We start from the raw sequence: 12,551 nt of genomic DNA, 5'->3' as shown, positions 1-12,551 counted from the left end.
ACAATGGGGTCCACTTTACGGTGACCTTGCGTGGACCTGTTGAAACTAAAGCCGAAAGCGAAACACTGCAACAAATCAGCCAGAAAACAGCCGGTGTGGTGCGGGTAGATAATCAACTTGAAATTATAGCGCCTTAAAGGCCTAGGAGCATGTCATGAGTAAAGCCGTTTTTTGTATCGCCAAAAGTATCGATCAGACCGAAAGCATTGTTAATAAGCTGAAGGATGCGGGGTTTGCCAGCAATGATATCTCGGTACTTCTTCCCGACAAATCTACCACCAAAGATTTTGCCCATGAAAAGCACACCAAAGCACCGGAAGGTGCCGCTATGGGTGGGGCTGTGGGCATTGGCACTGGCGCGGTGCTGGGCTGGCTAGCAGGCATTGGCAGTTTGGCCATACCCGGTTTAGGTCCGTTTATCGCTGCTGGACCGATTATGGCTACCTTGAGCGGCGCAGCCTTGGGTGCTGCCACTGGTGGTTTGACAGGCGCGTTAATTGGGCTGGGCATTCCGGAATATGAAGCCATACGTTATGAAGGAAAAATCAAGGGTGGTGGCATCTTGATTTCTGTCCATACTACAAACAGCGAATCCATTGATCAGGCTGAAGACATTTTCGAGCTAGCGCATGCAGAGGATATTTCCTCAACTAAAGAATCCTCGGTACCCACTTAATCTTGCAGAAGCCATTACCATAATCAAAAACTAATCTTCAGAGTTTTAGTATGCAGAGCACTGAAGCAATCAACAGATTGCTAGAAAATGAATTATCCGCAACGGCAACTTATCAACTGGTTTTGGATACATTTCGAGACGCTGGTTGCTTGAGCGAGTTGGCATTACTAATGCCAATTTATCAAGGTCATAAAGACGCAGCTTCCAGTTTACAGACTCAAATCCGTGAACTGGGAGGCACTCCTGTTGAACATGCAGGCCACTGGGGCGTATGGCCGAGAATTCTACTAGGCGGCGTCAATAGACTGGGTATGCAAACTGCGCTAAAAATTTTGCATGAAGCTGAAAAAATTAATGCAGAGGATTATGAGAAAGCGCTGTGGAATAATCAGTTGCCATTGTCTATTCGATGCTTGATTGAATGGAAGTTACTGCTTATGCAAAAATCGCAGGTCCGTAATTTAGGTCTATTTTTGGCTAAAGGTATCAGTGTTATTGAGTCAATTGAAACCCGTCGCTCCGGCAGGAATATATATCAGTTTATCGTCAATCCCCCTATTGATATGCAGCTTAACTATGATCCTAACCAGAGCATTAAAGCCCAGGTTTGACACCAAATAACTAAATTAAATAATTATTGCCGGCGTTGGAGTTTTTGTTTCGACGCTATGTTTCTAGTAGATAAAATAAGGAGTCACCCCATGATTTCAACTGTCCCTGATGTCATTTTTAAAACCCGAGTTCGCGACGAAAGTATTGGTGGCGACAATCCCTTTCGCTGGCAAGATGTCAGTACCGACGATATTTTTAAAAGCAAAAAAATCGTGATTCTGGCGCTTCCCGGCGCTTACACACCGACTTGCTCAACCCAGCATCTGCCGGGATATGACGCAAAATACCAGGAACTCATTGGTCACGGTGTTGATGAAGTGTATTGCCTGAGTGTGAATGATGCCTTTGTCATGTATCAATGGAGCAAGCATCTGAATATCACGAATGTCAAAATGTTGCCCGACGGAAATGGCGACTTTACCCAAGCGATGGGCATGCTGGTGAAAAAAGAGAACGTTGGGTTTGGCTACCGTTCTTGGCGCTATTCAATGTTTGTCGAGAATAAAAAGGTTATCAAATTATTCAGAGAACCCGGCAAAGTTGATAATTGCCCTGATGATCCCTTTACGGTAAGCGATGTCGATACCATGCTGAATTATTTGAAACAGCACAAATGAGCATCTGTCGGTTTTTTTATTCGGCGAGAGGCCGCCATGACTGAATATGATTATGATCTGTTTGTAATTGGTGCGGGTTCTGGCGGTGTGCGAACTGCGAATATGGCCGCGTCGCTGGGTGTCCGGGTTGCTATTGCCGAAGAGCGTCATTTAGGCGGCACTTGTGTCAATCTGGGGTGCGTACCCAAAAAACTGTTGGTCTACGCCGCTCAATTCAGAGCTGAATTCGAGGCCGCAGCAGGTTTTGGCTGGACGGTGGGTCAATCATCATTCGACTGGTCACGCTTGATCGCCAACAAAAATGAAGAGCTAGAGCGATTGCGCGCGGTTTATCGTAATCGGCTGCAAAAATCGGGTGCCAATATCATCACTGGCAGGGCAAAATTGCTTGATGCACATACTGTCACTGTCGATGCTAGGCAATACAGTGCCGAACGTATACTGATTGCCACAGGCGGCTGGCCGTTTGTGCCGGACATACCCGGCAAGCAACACGCCGTTACCTCGAACGACATGTTTTTTCTCGATCAATTGCCCAATCGCATCATTATTGTCGGTGGCGGTTACATCGCTGTGGAGTTTGCCAGCATACTTCACGGCCTGGGTGTTGAAACCACACTCTGCTATCGTGGGCAAAAATTGCTTAAGAGGTTTGACGACGATATAGGCGATTTTCTGGCTGCTGAAATGACCAAACAAGGCATTAACATTCTCTTCAATACCGATATTGAAGCTATAGAAAGCACCTCAGACAATGGCTTTGCAGTACGATTGATTGATGGCAGCAAAATAACTACGGACTTGGTGATGTATGCCACAGGCAGAACACCAAATTCAAGTGGGTTAGGCATAGAGGCAGTCGGGGTTGAACTAAACAGTGCAGGCGCCATTAAGGTCAACAATGACTATCAAACCAACATACCATCAATCTATGCGCTGGGTGATGTCACCGATCGCGTCAACCTGACACCGGTAGCCATAGCTGAAGGCGCAGCCCTGGTGAATGCGTTATATGCCAAACAGCTGCGGCCGGTCGATTATGACAATATTCCCACCGCTGTGTTTTGCCACCCCACGATTGGTACGGTTGGGCTAACCGAAGCCGAAGCGCGGGAAAAGTATCCGGACATCGACATTTATCAAACCCGTTTTACTCCGATAAAAAATGCTCTTTCTGGCTCGGATGAAAAAACCCTGATGAAGATGATCGTGATCCGCAGCACTGATCGTGTTGTCGGCATGCTCATGGTAGGCACCGATGCCGCTGAAATTATCCAGGGTATGGCTATTGCGATTCGGGCCGGCGCGACCAAGGCGATGATCGACTCTACTATCGGTATACACCCAACTGCTGCCGAAGAATTTGTAAGTTTGCCTAAAGCCTAGGCTTAACAATTGAACGCAGGATAATTTGAACGTCGACGCTGCCACGACTGATAATGAGCAGGTCGGACCTGGCGACTGATCCAGGGGTTAGATTGAAGGTTTATCTTCGCTTTGTGCTCAGCAATCCCGCCTTGGTGAGCGCAGTCACAGGGCGCACAAGTAAAAAAAATTGTTTTCAAAAGCCGACCAGCACAGCTCGGGGCTAACAATCCACTGGATTTCAATTCTAATGCAACTATCCAATAAGCCCAATCCCGTTTCAAAAACGGTTTATGCACTTAATGATACGAATTAGCCCTATAAGTAGATTCCAGCATATAGAAAAATCAGCAGCATCAGAGAGTAGTATCCAAATGCAAAGCAATCTATCCTTATGTTTAACTTCGCTTATCTGTTAAGTATATGAAAAAACCTAATGCTGATAAAAGCAATGCTGTACTGATAATGATTGCTACTGGATAGTATAGATTACCGGCCAAATCCAATTGACTATATTTAATGACCATAATCAACCCCTCTAGAGATAAAGCAACGCAAACAGTTCCGATAAACCTAGGCAACGTTTCCCGTAAGCTAGCAACAGCATCCTTCTCATTTTCGATAGGGCCTGAATATTCTTTATTTACAATCAAGGCTAACTCAAAGACAGCTAAAGCAATAATGCCAGTATTTATACTACTTAAAAAAACCTCTGTGATATTTGATTCATTGAGTATACCTTCCACAATGTTCAAAAGTAATGACAAGATAATAGCTACAGCCAATCCAAAAAAGATCAGTGTGAATACTTTTGCAAAAACATTTCTTATTAATGAAGTACTTAAATGGTTCATTATATCCTCTAATAAAATGTAAAATTTCGTTTGACGCAATTTACATAACTCGCAGCTGAGCGACTTGTCCGCTTGAGCTGCATGTTACCGATGTCGTCATTAATGTTCACCACAGGACGAGGTGAGTCTTTCTTTCTTTTTGCTTGATGTAGAAGAAAAAGTCCAAAGGAAAAACGTAACCCCTTCACATATCTGAAAGCAGCCTGAAATTCTCAACGCCACTGATATGGGTTTTGATCAACTTGATGACTCATGCTACATTGCTCCGTAGCAGGAAACAGATTGCAGAACACTCCAACGTTCCTAAAAGGCAACGCTGGGGTGAATACTGAAATGTATTCCCACGCTGGATCGTGGGAAAGAAAACGTCAGTTTAGGCGAAGGTAGTGAGTGATTTTCTGCGGCCAGTCACCAAAAATCCTAATACCGCGCTGCCCATCAACCAAATAGCGCCAGGTAATGGAACCCCTACTACCGGTAAACTGCTAGCTACGGCCGTTATATCAAATGCATACAAAAAATGCGCATTGTTGGATGATAAGCCATCATTGAAAACCAACAAGTTGGCGTCGGAACCAAAATTTAGATTCGCCACTTCCGAACTCCAGCCATTTTGAGAATAGAAGCCGATTTGAAATTGATTGGATCCCAACAATGTACCAGAAGCTCCCTCATTGCTGATGGTGTAATCAGAGCCAATTTTTGTGAATGACACGGCGCCTACGCCATCAAATGTCAACACTGGCGCTGCGGATTGGAGATCGGCGTTGTCTTCAAAGATACCAAACGTATCAGTCAAGACAGGAAATGCAAACCCCATTGGATTGATTGATATCAAATTAATATCGCCGTCATTTGGCTCCCAAACCGCCGCTGAGCTGACAGTCGAAACCGCAAACAGAGCAACACCAAGCCAATGCTTTATAGTTGAAATATTTTTCATGGATGAACCTTTTTAATTGATTAACGAAAATTGAGCGGCCATCCTGTTGGCCTATTTTACCCTGGCGGTTAGCGTACCAACCGTGTTGACAGAGATCGGGTTTAGGCGGATTACAGCGGTTGTTGCACCAGTAATGGCCGGTGGAATGCCTGAAAATGGTTTTTTGAGTCAAATGAGTTAGGTTTGAAACCGAATGGACTGGTTACCCAAACCTTTAGCGGGTGACGCCAACCATCAGATGATTCCTTCACGTTGAAAGTCTGAAATATCAAGAAAATGGCTTTGGTCTAATTCTGGAATGCCACACAATGCATCACCGTTGGGGTTTCTAACGTCAGCACCCATGATTTTGCTGGCTCTGCTGACTTGTTGCATCGAATTGTTGGTTTCTGCTTGCTTATGCGTCAACTCCCGGCATTTCTCTGCTTGAGCTTGGTTTGGCAACCAAACACTGACAAGCAATGCACTAGCAATGTTAGTTAAAAGATCTATTGGAATTACCTCTTCAATTTGAATGGCGTGGATATCGATCTGCAAATTATTCTTGTTGGAATAAATGTAGGCTGATGCTAAGCCTTTAGACTCCCTGCTACTTTAACCGGATCAATGGGGCTGGTCGGTGCGGTATCAAACATAACGGCGCTTTAGTTCAAACGTTTGACGCGGGTGTGGATCCCATATGTGCACTAACGATCCTGCCTGATGGGAAGCGGATTGTTTCAGGTGCATCATTCGGTGCAGTCACTGTGTGGGATGTTGAAAAAGTGAATGAATTGCTGGGAAAACTTAATCCAGAAAAAGGCTTGGCTGGACCTTTTGCCGGCTTTGGAGCCTATACCAGATTGCGGAGGCAAGATAACCATTAGTGATGACATTCAACAGGTCAGACCGGTGCTTTTCAATCCCGTTCACCCCAGAGATTCTTAGAAATCGGTAGGTTGGTAGAGGCAAAAGCGCGCGGATAGATTCATCAGGGTCCGAAGGTCAATCAAGCACCTTCACCAAGAGACCGAATATATGGCTGCAATCTCGATCTCTGTTGGAAACATTATTTTTGGCAATCTTGGCTTGCAATTGGGGAGGAGTCCATATAAAAAAGGTGGGGGGGTGATGCCTGCTTGCAGTTTAGTCTGGTTCTGGTGGAACCTGATACCAAAATCGTCAAAGGTTTGCACATGGTGGTGACTGTTTCACCGAATTTCCGATCAAGATTGGTTAAGTTGATACAAAAACAAGCAGCGGAACCGTTTGATACGCTTGCTGCACACTATCGTGCCATTGGCCGTCTTTCGACTGGAAATTGAATCACAACATTCTCTCTGCATACCTATACAGTGCAATAACCTAATCAGACGGAATAGTAGCCGTCCTTCTCGGTCATCCCCAACCGAATCGACGCAGCAATAATCGCCCGCGCTAATTTCGAGCCTTTGACAGGATTCAAGAAATGGTCGACAAAGTTGTCAAGACGCTCCAATAGGTTGATCACCTCATCGGCGTTTAATATCGCTTTATGGGGATCTAAACCCTAACCCCGAGAATTTTGGAACGTTTAACCCATCCGTTCAGGTAACAAAAAAGCCCCTACCGGGGCTTTGTGTTAATGGAATGAAGATTTAATATTCACTGGGTAATAACATCACCCGATGATCACCCTCCTCAATCAGATAAAACCGCCATTCGCCGTTTTGCAGGTCGGTATAGCGCATCTCGCGCCTTAACAGCAGTTGATCATTGCCGTCCGTTACGATCATGACGGCAGTTTGGTCTGGGTTCACCGTCAATGACAATGCGCCGAATGCCTGTTTTTTGGAATCCAATAGTGGACAGATTTCCAGGGCTACTTTGTCGAGTACCCAATAAGCCCCTTGTTGGCCACCGTTTTCGGCCAGGTACTGGACACCATCGGTATAGAGCATTCGCCTATTCAAAGGATGCCGATACCATTGTTCGGTACCGGTGAATTGACTTAACGCGACGCTTAATGCCGCTGAATCAAGGCGTGGTGGCTTCGTTGTTTGCAGGTTGGATGGTTGCATGATAGGACTCCAATACAATCAAAACACCGGAAAACACCGCTCACCGTCACCGGAGAACAGGGTTCCCCGGCTGGGTTGATGACAATTAAGCTTTAAGCGCTGCCATGGCTTCCGCCAAGGTCCATAAGGCTTTGTTCAAGCGAACATCGCCATCAATGCCGTTGATTTGCCGGGTTCTGGTGATTCTGCCCTGGCGACTGACGCGAGGCAGCCCGCCTTTGATCAAATTCTCCTGCACCACATTGAAGGTGGTCCATAGATCCTGACCGGCATCGGCTAAGCGCCGGCGCCACAGCACCGCTTGTTCGGCCGGCTGGGCATCCTGTTCGCTAAAACGCAAGGGCAATGCCGCTTTGGCAAAAGCCAATTGCTCAGCCTCGGATAAATGCATGGACGACATGTCGGCTTTGGCGGCCGTGATGCGGTCGAAGTTATCCAGAACGGCGTAAGCACCCTCGATAACGTTGTCCACCACATTACCGCAGTGACGGACTCTGATATCGTGGTATTGATCGCCACAGACCATGCCGTTTTGACAGACGAACCGAAAACTGCCAGCCAGCATTTGATAAGAACTTGAGCCGTCATGCGAATTCAATAAGATGATTTCGTTGGCAGCATCCTCTGCTTCAATTTGACTGGCATGCCGCATCCGAATCATGTGTTTGGCAAAACCATGCCGGGTATCGTCACGCACCCGGGCTTGAATCGCCATAAACGGCTGGAAGCCTTCTTTTTTCAGCGCATTTAAGACCACACTGGTCGGAATGTGAGCATAGCGATCGGACCGCGACGCATGCGCGTCATGGGCATAAATCGATGGCACCACCGCGCGTAATTGCTCATCGCTCAAGGGCAGCGGTGAGCGGATCAGCTGACCTGTTGAAAAACGTGAAGCTAACATAGTATTTCTCCAATGAAACCTGGGAAATACCGCCCCACTGGGACTGTATGCCCAGGTGGGTTAAAAAATAAAAGCGCTGTACGGCTTAAGATTGCTTACAACAAGCCGTTTTCAGCAAAGGAATAAACCGATTCACCAATAATGAAGTGATCCAGTAATTTGACATCGATCAAACCCAACACCTGTTTCAATTTGTCGGTAATGGTTCGATCCGCCTGACTGGGTTCGGCTATTCCCGAGGGATGGTTATGGGCCACGATCATGGCGGCCGCATTGTGCTGCAACACCGCTTTGATCACTTCCCGCGGATACACACTAGCGCCATCCAGCGTGCCTCTAAACAGTTCATCCAGAGCAAGCACTTGATGTTGGCTATTTAAAAATACGCAGACAAACACTTCGTGTTCATACTGAGCCAATTGCAATTTGAGATAGTCAGCCGCCTTGGCCGGTTCGGTAATGGCGGTGCCTTTGGCAAAATAGCGATTGAAGAGTTCTGTGGCTGCACCTAGCACATCAGCTTCGTTCGCTGGACGGTAATCACCGTTGATTTCTTGCATAAATAACATGGGTGTTCTCCCGTTGGAAAAAACCGAAGTACACAGCCACTGCAACGCAGGGAATCTGTTTCCCCGGTTGGGTGTTGACAATCAATCGGCTTAATCCGTTTTAACGGAGGTTAAGCCATTCAGGTAAAAAAAACCGTCATTAGACGGCCACTAGCCTGTCGACTAATCGTTAGGCCAATACTCAGCCGCTTTGACGGTATACCACTCGTTGCCGGTTGGCGCATCGTGGTGAAAATTTTGCAGGCGGATCGTGTTGTCCTCAGCCACGAACAGCTTGAAAGTACACTCGGTGTTGGGCAGAAGACAGCGCATAAACTGACCGCCATCGTCAGCTTTAAAATCCTTAACACCACTGAGGCTGCGCCAACCAAAGCCATACACGTCAGCCTGCCAATAACCTGCAGGGTTAAGCGTGCTAATAATCTCCGTGAGATCTGCCGTTAACGCCTCCCACGCAGCGCTAAAAAGATCGCTATCTTCACAGGCCAAAGCAAAAGCTTGATCAGTATCGGCAGCCTCGCCCATCTCGATCAGCAGTTGAGCTTGCTGTTGGGCAATTTCACAAGTATCCCAAACCAAACAAGGTTCAGAATCGGGTTGTTGCTGGGTGTTCATACGCTTCTCCGCTACAGCAAAATGCCGAAGAATGCTCTCCACCGCATGCCGCCGGGAAAGTCATTCCCCAGCTGGGTTAAAAAATACTGTCTGCTGCAATTCCCGCAGGAATCGGCGACTGGACCCGCAGACGCGCAGTCGCTAAAGGTCTCACTGAAACGCAGTGAGCACGGTTAAAACCCATTAAGCCAAATTGAATAAGCATCGTTTCAGGTTGACGGCCTCAATCCTGTTTGAGTTGTGGATAAAAAAATTAGCGGTTTTTTCACAATCCCCCTACCAAGCTGAGTTTGGACATTCTGAAAAAACCGGGTGTACATGCTAACCAGCGTCAGCCTGCACACCTTATGTTGTGAAACAAGGTAAATCCCCATGACGGACAGTCACATGACAATCCATCATGCCTTGATCAAGTCTCAAACAAGACCTGCCACTCATCACCCTGAGATCGGTTTCCCGTTGTTTAAACTGACCTCAATGCTGTTTGACCCGGTTTGCGAGTGATCTCAAGTCACAATCTATGCGCACGGTCTACCGCACAAAAGGTTCCATCAATAACCGACGATGGCAGCCGGTGTCGTCAGGTGGCCACGCTAAAGGCTAGCGTTTTCCCAGAAAGCCCTGCCCTGCTGTGCAAGCACAGGACCTTCTGCGAAAACGAATTACAACCTGTCATCTGATCATGCAGGCACAGAACATTTGATGTTCTGTGCCTTACGTTTATTAATGGACGGCTGCCTGAGTCGAATCGCCTGATCCCGTTAAATTCGGGTCGGTCAATGGCTGGGTTTCAGATTGCACATCGTTGCCCACTTCAGTCTTAGGCGGAGCGGTATAGACACTGACACCGTCAACTTTAATCCAGTAGACAAATAACAGTCTGGCTTTCAGGCTAACGCCGGTTTCGCCTTGTTTGGTGCCGGATTCATAGGTAAAAGTATCGGTATACAGATCGCCCAACTTGAAGCCGATCAGGATTTTTTTCTCCTCCTGACAGGCTTTATGCATACGTTTGATCAGTTTTCCGGCTTCCGAACCACTTACCCGGCAATCGAAGCGGGTATATTGCACATCGTCCTCGGCGCCGTGTAAGGCTGCGATATCACACGCCCAAAAGTTTTCGCCGCGTTTGACGCTCACTTCCCGGATACGATTGACATAACCGATGCCGTGAATATGCAGGTCAAAGTATTTCGTTTGTGGGGTTGTAGTCATGGTCGTTCTCCCATTAAAAAATGATAAAAAACCGGAAAAACGCCGTGCCTCCCAATGGGAAACCGATTTCCCGGAGGGTTAGCCCATGTTTCCATGGTTAATTCACATCTGCACGCTTCCCGCAGGAACCGGCTACCGGTTAGCAGATGCGCGGTAGCTAAAAGGTCTCACTGAAAACGCAGTGATCACGCTAAAAAACGGCTGGTCTACCACCAGTGGTCAGGATCGAGTGGAAACGCCTTACTGACCGGTTTTGTTTTCGCTAACATCAGACAAACTCGGTATAGGTACAGGCCGGAAAGCGGCTACAGCCGATAAAGGTTTGCCCCCTGCGCTGGCCTTTGCGAATCGTGCGCTCTATTCGTTCGCCTTGTCCGCATTCAGGACAAGTTTCGCCGGTGGATTGTGGCTTTTGGCGTCGCTTACCCGGTTTACCCTGCTCATCCGGCAAAATCATCTGGCAATCCGGATAATTGCGACAGCCCCAAAAATAACCGTAGCGATTCTTGCGGCGGACTAAGCTGTGTTTACAGCTTGGGCAATCAAACTCGTTCAGCATCCTGTTCATGGTGGCAGATACAGTACTGATTTTCGGGCGTATTAACAGCCAAAACCCTGAGTCCGCTTGTGGTGGTTTTATGTTGCGCGGTCATGTGAATCGCTCAAGTCCTTGAGATATTTTTTTAAGCGGCGGATTTCATTCAACCGCAGAGAATGGGCTAAATTCAAAGCCAGCGCCCAGTCGTTGAATCTTTGGTAACATTGCTGTACGTCTGTTGACTGGCGCATGAGGAACGCCTGCCCCTCGGGACTACTCAGTAAGCAATAGGCTTGTTTGCCACGAACACCCTGGCGGCGCCATCGGATATATACCGTCAAAGAACGCACTTGTTGAACGTTGAGATAAAGTTCCCGCGGTTCTGAAAGCACCTGCCTGAAGGCGGTCGCACACTCGTTCATCAGCCTAACCAGCTGCAGATTTTCCGCTTCAAGCGCCGCAATCCTGCGCCAGACACCCTGCCGCGTAGTGAAGGGCAACCAATCAGCGATGTGTTTATCGAACTCAATTAACATGGTTCCATTTTCTAATACCAAGATCCAAACCCAATAAAAGGAGCCAGCCTCCCCTTACCCTTAAAGGGTTAAAACCTTTTGTAAGTGCTGTTAGCTACCCTGTTTGATTTTCAGTCGAGTCATTGTCAAGAAGCGAACGCGCTTGAATTTCTGCTACCGGGATTAAAGGCTCTGCATCAGCCTTTACCCTTATAGCCTCAACCTGACTGTCAACATCCGTTCTGATGCCGCTACTATTGGTTTTATTGACTACGCTAGTAGGCTTGCTGTTGGGCTTTTGTTTAATCGCCGGCGAAATCTTGGCCCGTTGGGTTTTGGATACAATGGACTCTGGGCATTCACCTAACAAACCCATAGCCCTAAGTGCATTGGGAGTCTGAGCCAGAACATCTTCCCGCGTCACACCGGTAAACTTCCATTGGCTGGCCAGATTGAAGGTGCGACGAATCGCCTTGCCGGTGACTTGCAACAGTTGTTCCGCGACAGCGCGATCAATCAGCGCGATGTGCCGGGCGGTAAATACACTGCGTGCCAAGGCATCGTAATCAGCAATCAAATAGGCGCCCATATAGCCGTAGGGGTTCTGGAAATAGATCGGCACCTGCAAGGGTTGTAATGAATGGGCCACCTGAATATCAAAGCCCTGTATCTCGCTCAAACGCGTGTTCAACCAGTCGGTCTTGGCCTGAATCAGTGCTTGACTCTCATTCAAAGACTGCTCGATCTTGACTAAAAACCAATCAGCGAAAGGGTCATCCGCTTCAGCGGATAACCAGATCAGCTTCATGCGCCGACCAAAATCCAGTAAGCCGATAATCGGCTCGACATGATCAGCACTTTTTCGGCCCACCACTAACTTTTGAGCTTGCCGGGTTTGTATTGTCATCCGGGTTTCACTCCGCAAATCACCCGGCTGTTCGATCAGGGTTCGGACGGGTTGCGACACTGAGGGTTGGGATGTTTCTCGATCAAAAATGGCATTCATGATTTACGCCTCGTCGGTTTGATTTTAAGGTGTGCGACATGCACAGACCTATTTCAAATTCTTGGGGGTGTGCGCCCCGCACA

Annotated in this window: 17 protein-coding genes; 6 read left to right on the top strand and 11 right to left on the bottom strand. The window is 47.5% G+C overall.

Going from position 1 to position 12,551, the window contains the following annotated elements:
* The first annotated feature begins 20 nt into the window (after positions 1 to 20).
* The 5 genes from A1359_RS23385 (at position 21) to gorA (ending at position 3,291) form a co-directional block, all read left to right on the top strand.
* On the top strand, positions 21 to 137 hold the full coding sequence (locus tag A1359_RS23385) for a BON domain-containing protein (protein ID WP_269747857.1): 117 nt from the start codon (positions 21 to 23) through the stop codon (positions 135 to 137).
* Between the two features lie 17 nt (positions 138 to 154).
* The gene (locus A1359_RS00335) at positions 155 to 676 is read left to right on the top strand and encodes a hypothetical protein (protein ID WP_066976295.1); all 522 of its coding nucleotides are present in this window, start codon (positions 155 to 157) and stop codon (positions 674 to 676) included.
* 170 nt (positions 677 to 846) lie between these two features.
* Positions 847 to 1,287 (top strand): ferritin family protein, encoded by a 441-nt coding sequence (locus tag A1359_RS00330; RefSeq protein ID WP_198159217.1) that lies wholly within the window; start codon positions 847 to 849, stop codon positions 1,285 to 1,287.
* A 90-nt stretch (positions 1,288 to 1,377) separates the two neighbouring features.
* A complete protein-coding gene (locus A1359_RS00325; protein WP_066976289.1) occupies positions 1,378 to 1,905 on the top strand; it encodes a peroxiredoxin in 528 nt (175 codons plus the stop codon).
* 36 nt (positions 1,906 to 1,941) lie between these two features.
* Entirely contained in the window at positions 1,942 to 3,291 is a 1,350-nt protein-coding gene (gene gorA, locus A1359_RS00320) for a glutathione-disulfide reductase (RefSeq protein WP_066976286.1), read from the top strand.
* Between the two features lie 377 nt (positions 3,292 to 3,668).
* On the opposite strand, the gene A1359_RS00315 is transcribed toward gorA, so the two are convergent.
* The 3 genes from A1359_RS00315 to A1359_RS00305 form a co-directional block, all read right to left on the bottom strand.
* Positions 3,669 to 4,124 carry a hypothetical protein gene (locus tag A1359_RS00315; protein WP_083960421.1) on the bottom strand — a complete coding sequence of 152 codons (456 nt, stop codon included), beginning with the start codon at positions 4,122 to 4,124 and terminating at the stop codon, positions 3,669 to 3,671.
* A gap of 373 nt (positions 4,125 to 4,497) precedes the next feature.
* The gene (locus A1359_RS00310; protein WP_066976283.1) at positions 4,498 to 5,067 is read right to left on the bottom strand and encodes a hypothetical protein; all 570 of its coding nucleotides are present in this window, start codon (positions 5,065 to 5,067) and stop codon (positions 4,498 to 4,500) included.
* Positions 5,068 to 5,301: 234 nt separating this feature from the next.
* A complete protein-coding gene (locus A1359_RS00305; protein ID WP_066976280.1) occupies positions 5,302 to 5,604 on the bottom strand; it encodes a hypothetical protein in 303 nt (100 codons plus the stop codon).
* A 581-nt stretch (positions 5,605 to 6,185) separates the two neighbouring features.
* Between A1359_RS00305 and A1359_RS00300 the strand changes: the two genes are divergently transcribed.
* Positions 6,186 to 6,371, top strand: a complete 186-nt coding sequence (locus A1359_RS00300; protein ID WP_066976277.1) for a hypothetical protein — start codon at positions 6,186 to 6,188, stop codon at positions 6,369 to 6,371.
* Between the two features lie 312 nt (positions 6,372 to 6,683).
* Here the strand turns inward: A1359_RS00300 and A1359_RS00295 are convergent, their stop codons facing one another.
* From A1359_RS00295 to A1359_RS00260, 8 genes are all read right to left on the bottom strand, one after another.
* Positions 6,684 to 7,106, bottom strand: coding sequence for a DUF6876 family protein (locus tag A1359_RS00295; protein WP_083960420.1), 423 nt, complete (start codon positions 7,104 to 7,106; stop codon positions 6,684 to 6,686).
* A gap of 85 nt (positions 7,107 to 7,191) precedes the next feature.
* Positions 7,192 to 8,010, bottom strand: a complete 819-nt coding sequence (locus tag A1359_RS00290; RefSeq protein ID WP_066976274.1) for a DUF932 domain-containing protein — start codon at positions 8,008 to 8,010, stop codon at positions 7,192 to 7,194.
* A 95-nt stretch (positions 8,011 to 8,105) separates the two neighbouring features.
* Entirely contained in the window at positions 8,106 to 8,579 is a 474-nt protein-coding gene (locus A1359_RS00285; RefSeq protein ID WP_066976272.1) for a JAB domain-containing protein, read from the bottom strand.
* 162 nt (positions 8,580 to 8,741) lie between these two features.
* Entirely contained in the window at positions 8,742 to 9,194 is a 453-nt protein-coding gene (locus tag A1359_RS00280) for a hypothetical protein (RefSeq protein WP_066976270.1), read from the bottom strand.
* Between the two features lie 723 nt (positions 9,195 to 9,917).
* On the bottom strand, positions 9,918 to 10,409 hold the full coding sequence (locus A1359_RS00275) for an STY4534 family ICE replication protein (protein WP_066976267.1): 492 nt from the start codon (positions 10,407 to 10,409) through the stop codon (positions 9,918 to 9,920).
* A 268-nt stretch (positions 10,410 to 10,677) separates the two neighbouring features.
* Positions 10,678 to 10,977 (bottom strand): DNA topoisomerase family protein, encoded by a 300-nt coding sequence (locus A1359_RS00270; RefSeq protein ID WP_083960419.1) that lies wholly within the window; start codon positions 10,975 to 10,977, stop codon positions 10,678 to 10,680.
* A gap of 68 nt (positions 10,978 to 11,045) precedes the next feature.
* Positions 11,046 to 11,483 carry a hypothetical protein gene (locus A1359_RS00265; protein ID WP_066976261.1) on the bottom strand — a complete coding sequence of 146 codons (438 nt, stop codon included), beginning with the start codon at positions 11,481 to 11,483 and terminating at the stop codon, positions 11,046 to 11,048.
* A gap of 94 nt (positions 11,484 to 11,577) precedes the next feature.
* A complete protein-coding gene (locus tag A1359_RS00260; RefSeq protein WP_066976257.1) occupies positions 11,578 to 12,468 on the bottom strand; it encodes a PFL_4669 family integrating conjugative element protein in 891 nt (296 codons plus the stop codon).
* Positions 12,469 to 12,551 lie beyond the last annotated feature (83 nt).

This window comes from Methylomonas lenta (assembly GCF_001644015.1).
Lineage (GTDB): Bacteria > Pseudomonadota > Gammaproteobacteria > Methylococcales > Methylomonadaceae > Methylomonas > Methylomonas lenta.
Note: the sequence above shows the minus strand (reverse complement) of the source record. Positions and strands in the feature narration are given on the sequence as shown.

What these genes read in the sequence shown, in the direction of transcription:
- A1359_RS00335 (WP_066976295.1), top strand. Translation starts at nt 155, where the DNA reads ATGAGTAAAGCCGTTTTTTGTATCGCCAAAAGTATCGATCAGACCGAA.
- A1359_RS00330 (WP_198159217.1), top strand. Translation starts at nt 847, where the DNA reads ATGCCAATTTATCAAGGTCATAAAGACGCAGCTTCCAGTTTACAGACT.
- A1359_RS00325 (WP_066976289.1), top strand. Translation starts at nt 1,378, where the DNA reads ATGATTTCAACTGTCCCTGATGTCATTTTTAAAACCCGAGTTCGCGAC.
- gorA (WP_066976286.1), top strand. Translation starts at nt 1,942, where the DNA reads ATGACTGAATATGATTATGATCTGTTTGTAATTGGTGCGGGTTCTGGC.
- A1359_RS00315 (WP_083960421.1), bottom strand. Translation starts at nt 4,124, where the DNA reads ATGAACCATTTAAGTACTTCATTAATAAGAAATGTTTTTGCAAAAGTA.
- A1359_RS00310 (WP_066976283.1), bottom strand. Translation starts at nt 5,067, where the DNA reads ATGAAAAATATTTCAACTATAAAGCATTGGCTTGGTGTTGCTCTGTTT.
- A1359_RS00295 (WP_083960420.1), bottom strand. Translation starts at nt 7,106, where the DNA reads ATGCAACCATCCAACCTGCAAACAACGAAGCCACCACGCCTTGATTCA.
- A1359_RS00290 (WP_066976274.1), bottom strand. Translation starts at nt 8,010, where the DNA reads ATGTTAGCTTCACGTTTTTCAACAGGTCAGCTGATCCGCTCACCGCTG.
- A1359_RS00285 (WP_066976272.1), bottom strand. Translation starts at nt 8,579, where the DNA reads ATGTTATTTATGCAAGAAATCAACGGTGATTACCGTCCAGCGAACGAA.
- A1359_RS00280 (WP_066976270.1), bottom strand. Translation starts at nt 9,194, where the DNA reads ATGAACACCCAGCAACAACCCGATTCTGAACCTTGTTTGGTTTGGGAT.
- A1359_RS00275 (WP_066976267.1), bottom strand. Translation starts at nt 10,409, where the DNA reads ATGACTACAACCCCACAAACGAAATACTTTGACCTGCATATTCACGGC.
- A1359_RS00270 (WP_083960419.1), bottom strand. Translation starts at nt 10,977, where the DNA reads ATGAACAGGATGCTGAACGAGTTTGATTGCCCAAGCTGTAAACACAGC.
- A1359_RS00265 (WP_066976261.1), bottom strand. Translation starts at nt 11,483, where the DNA reads ATGTTAATTGAGTTCGATAAACACATCGCTGATTGGTTGCCCTTCACT.
- A1359_RS00260 (WP_066976257.1), bottom strand. Translation starts at nt 12,468, where the DNA reads ATGAATGCCATTTTTGATCGAGAAACATCCCAACCCTCAGTGTCGCAA.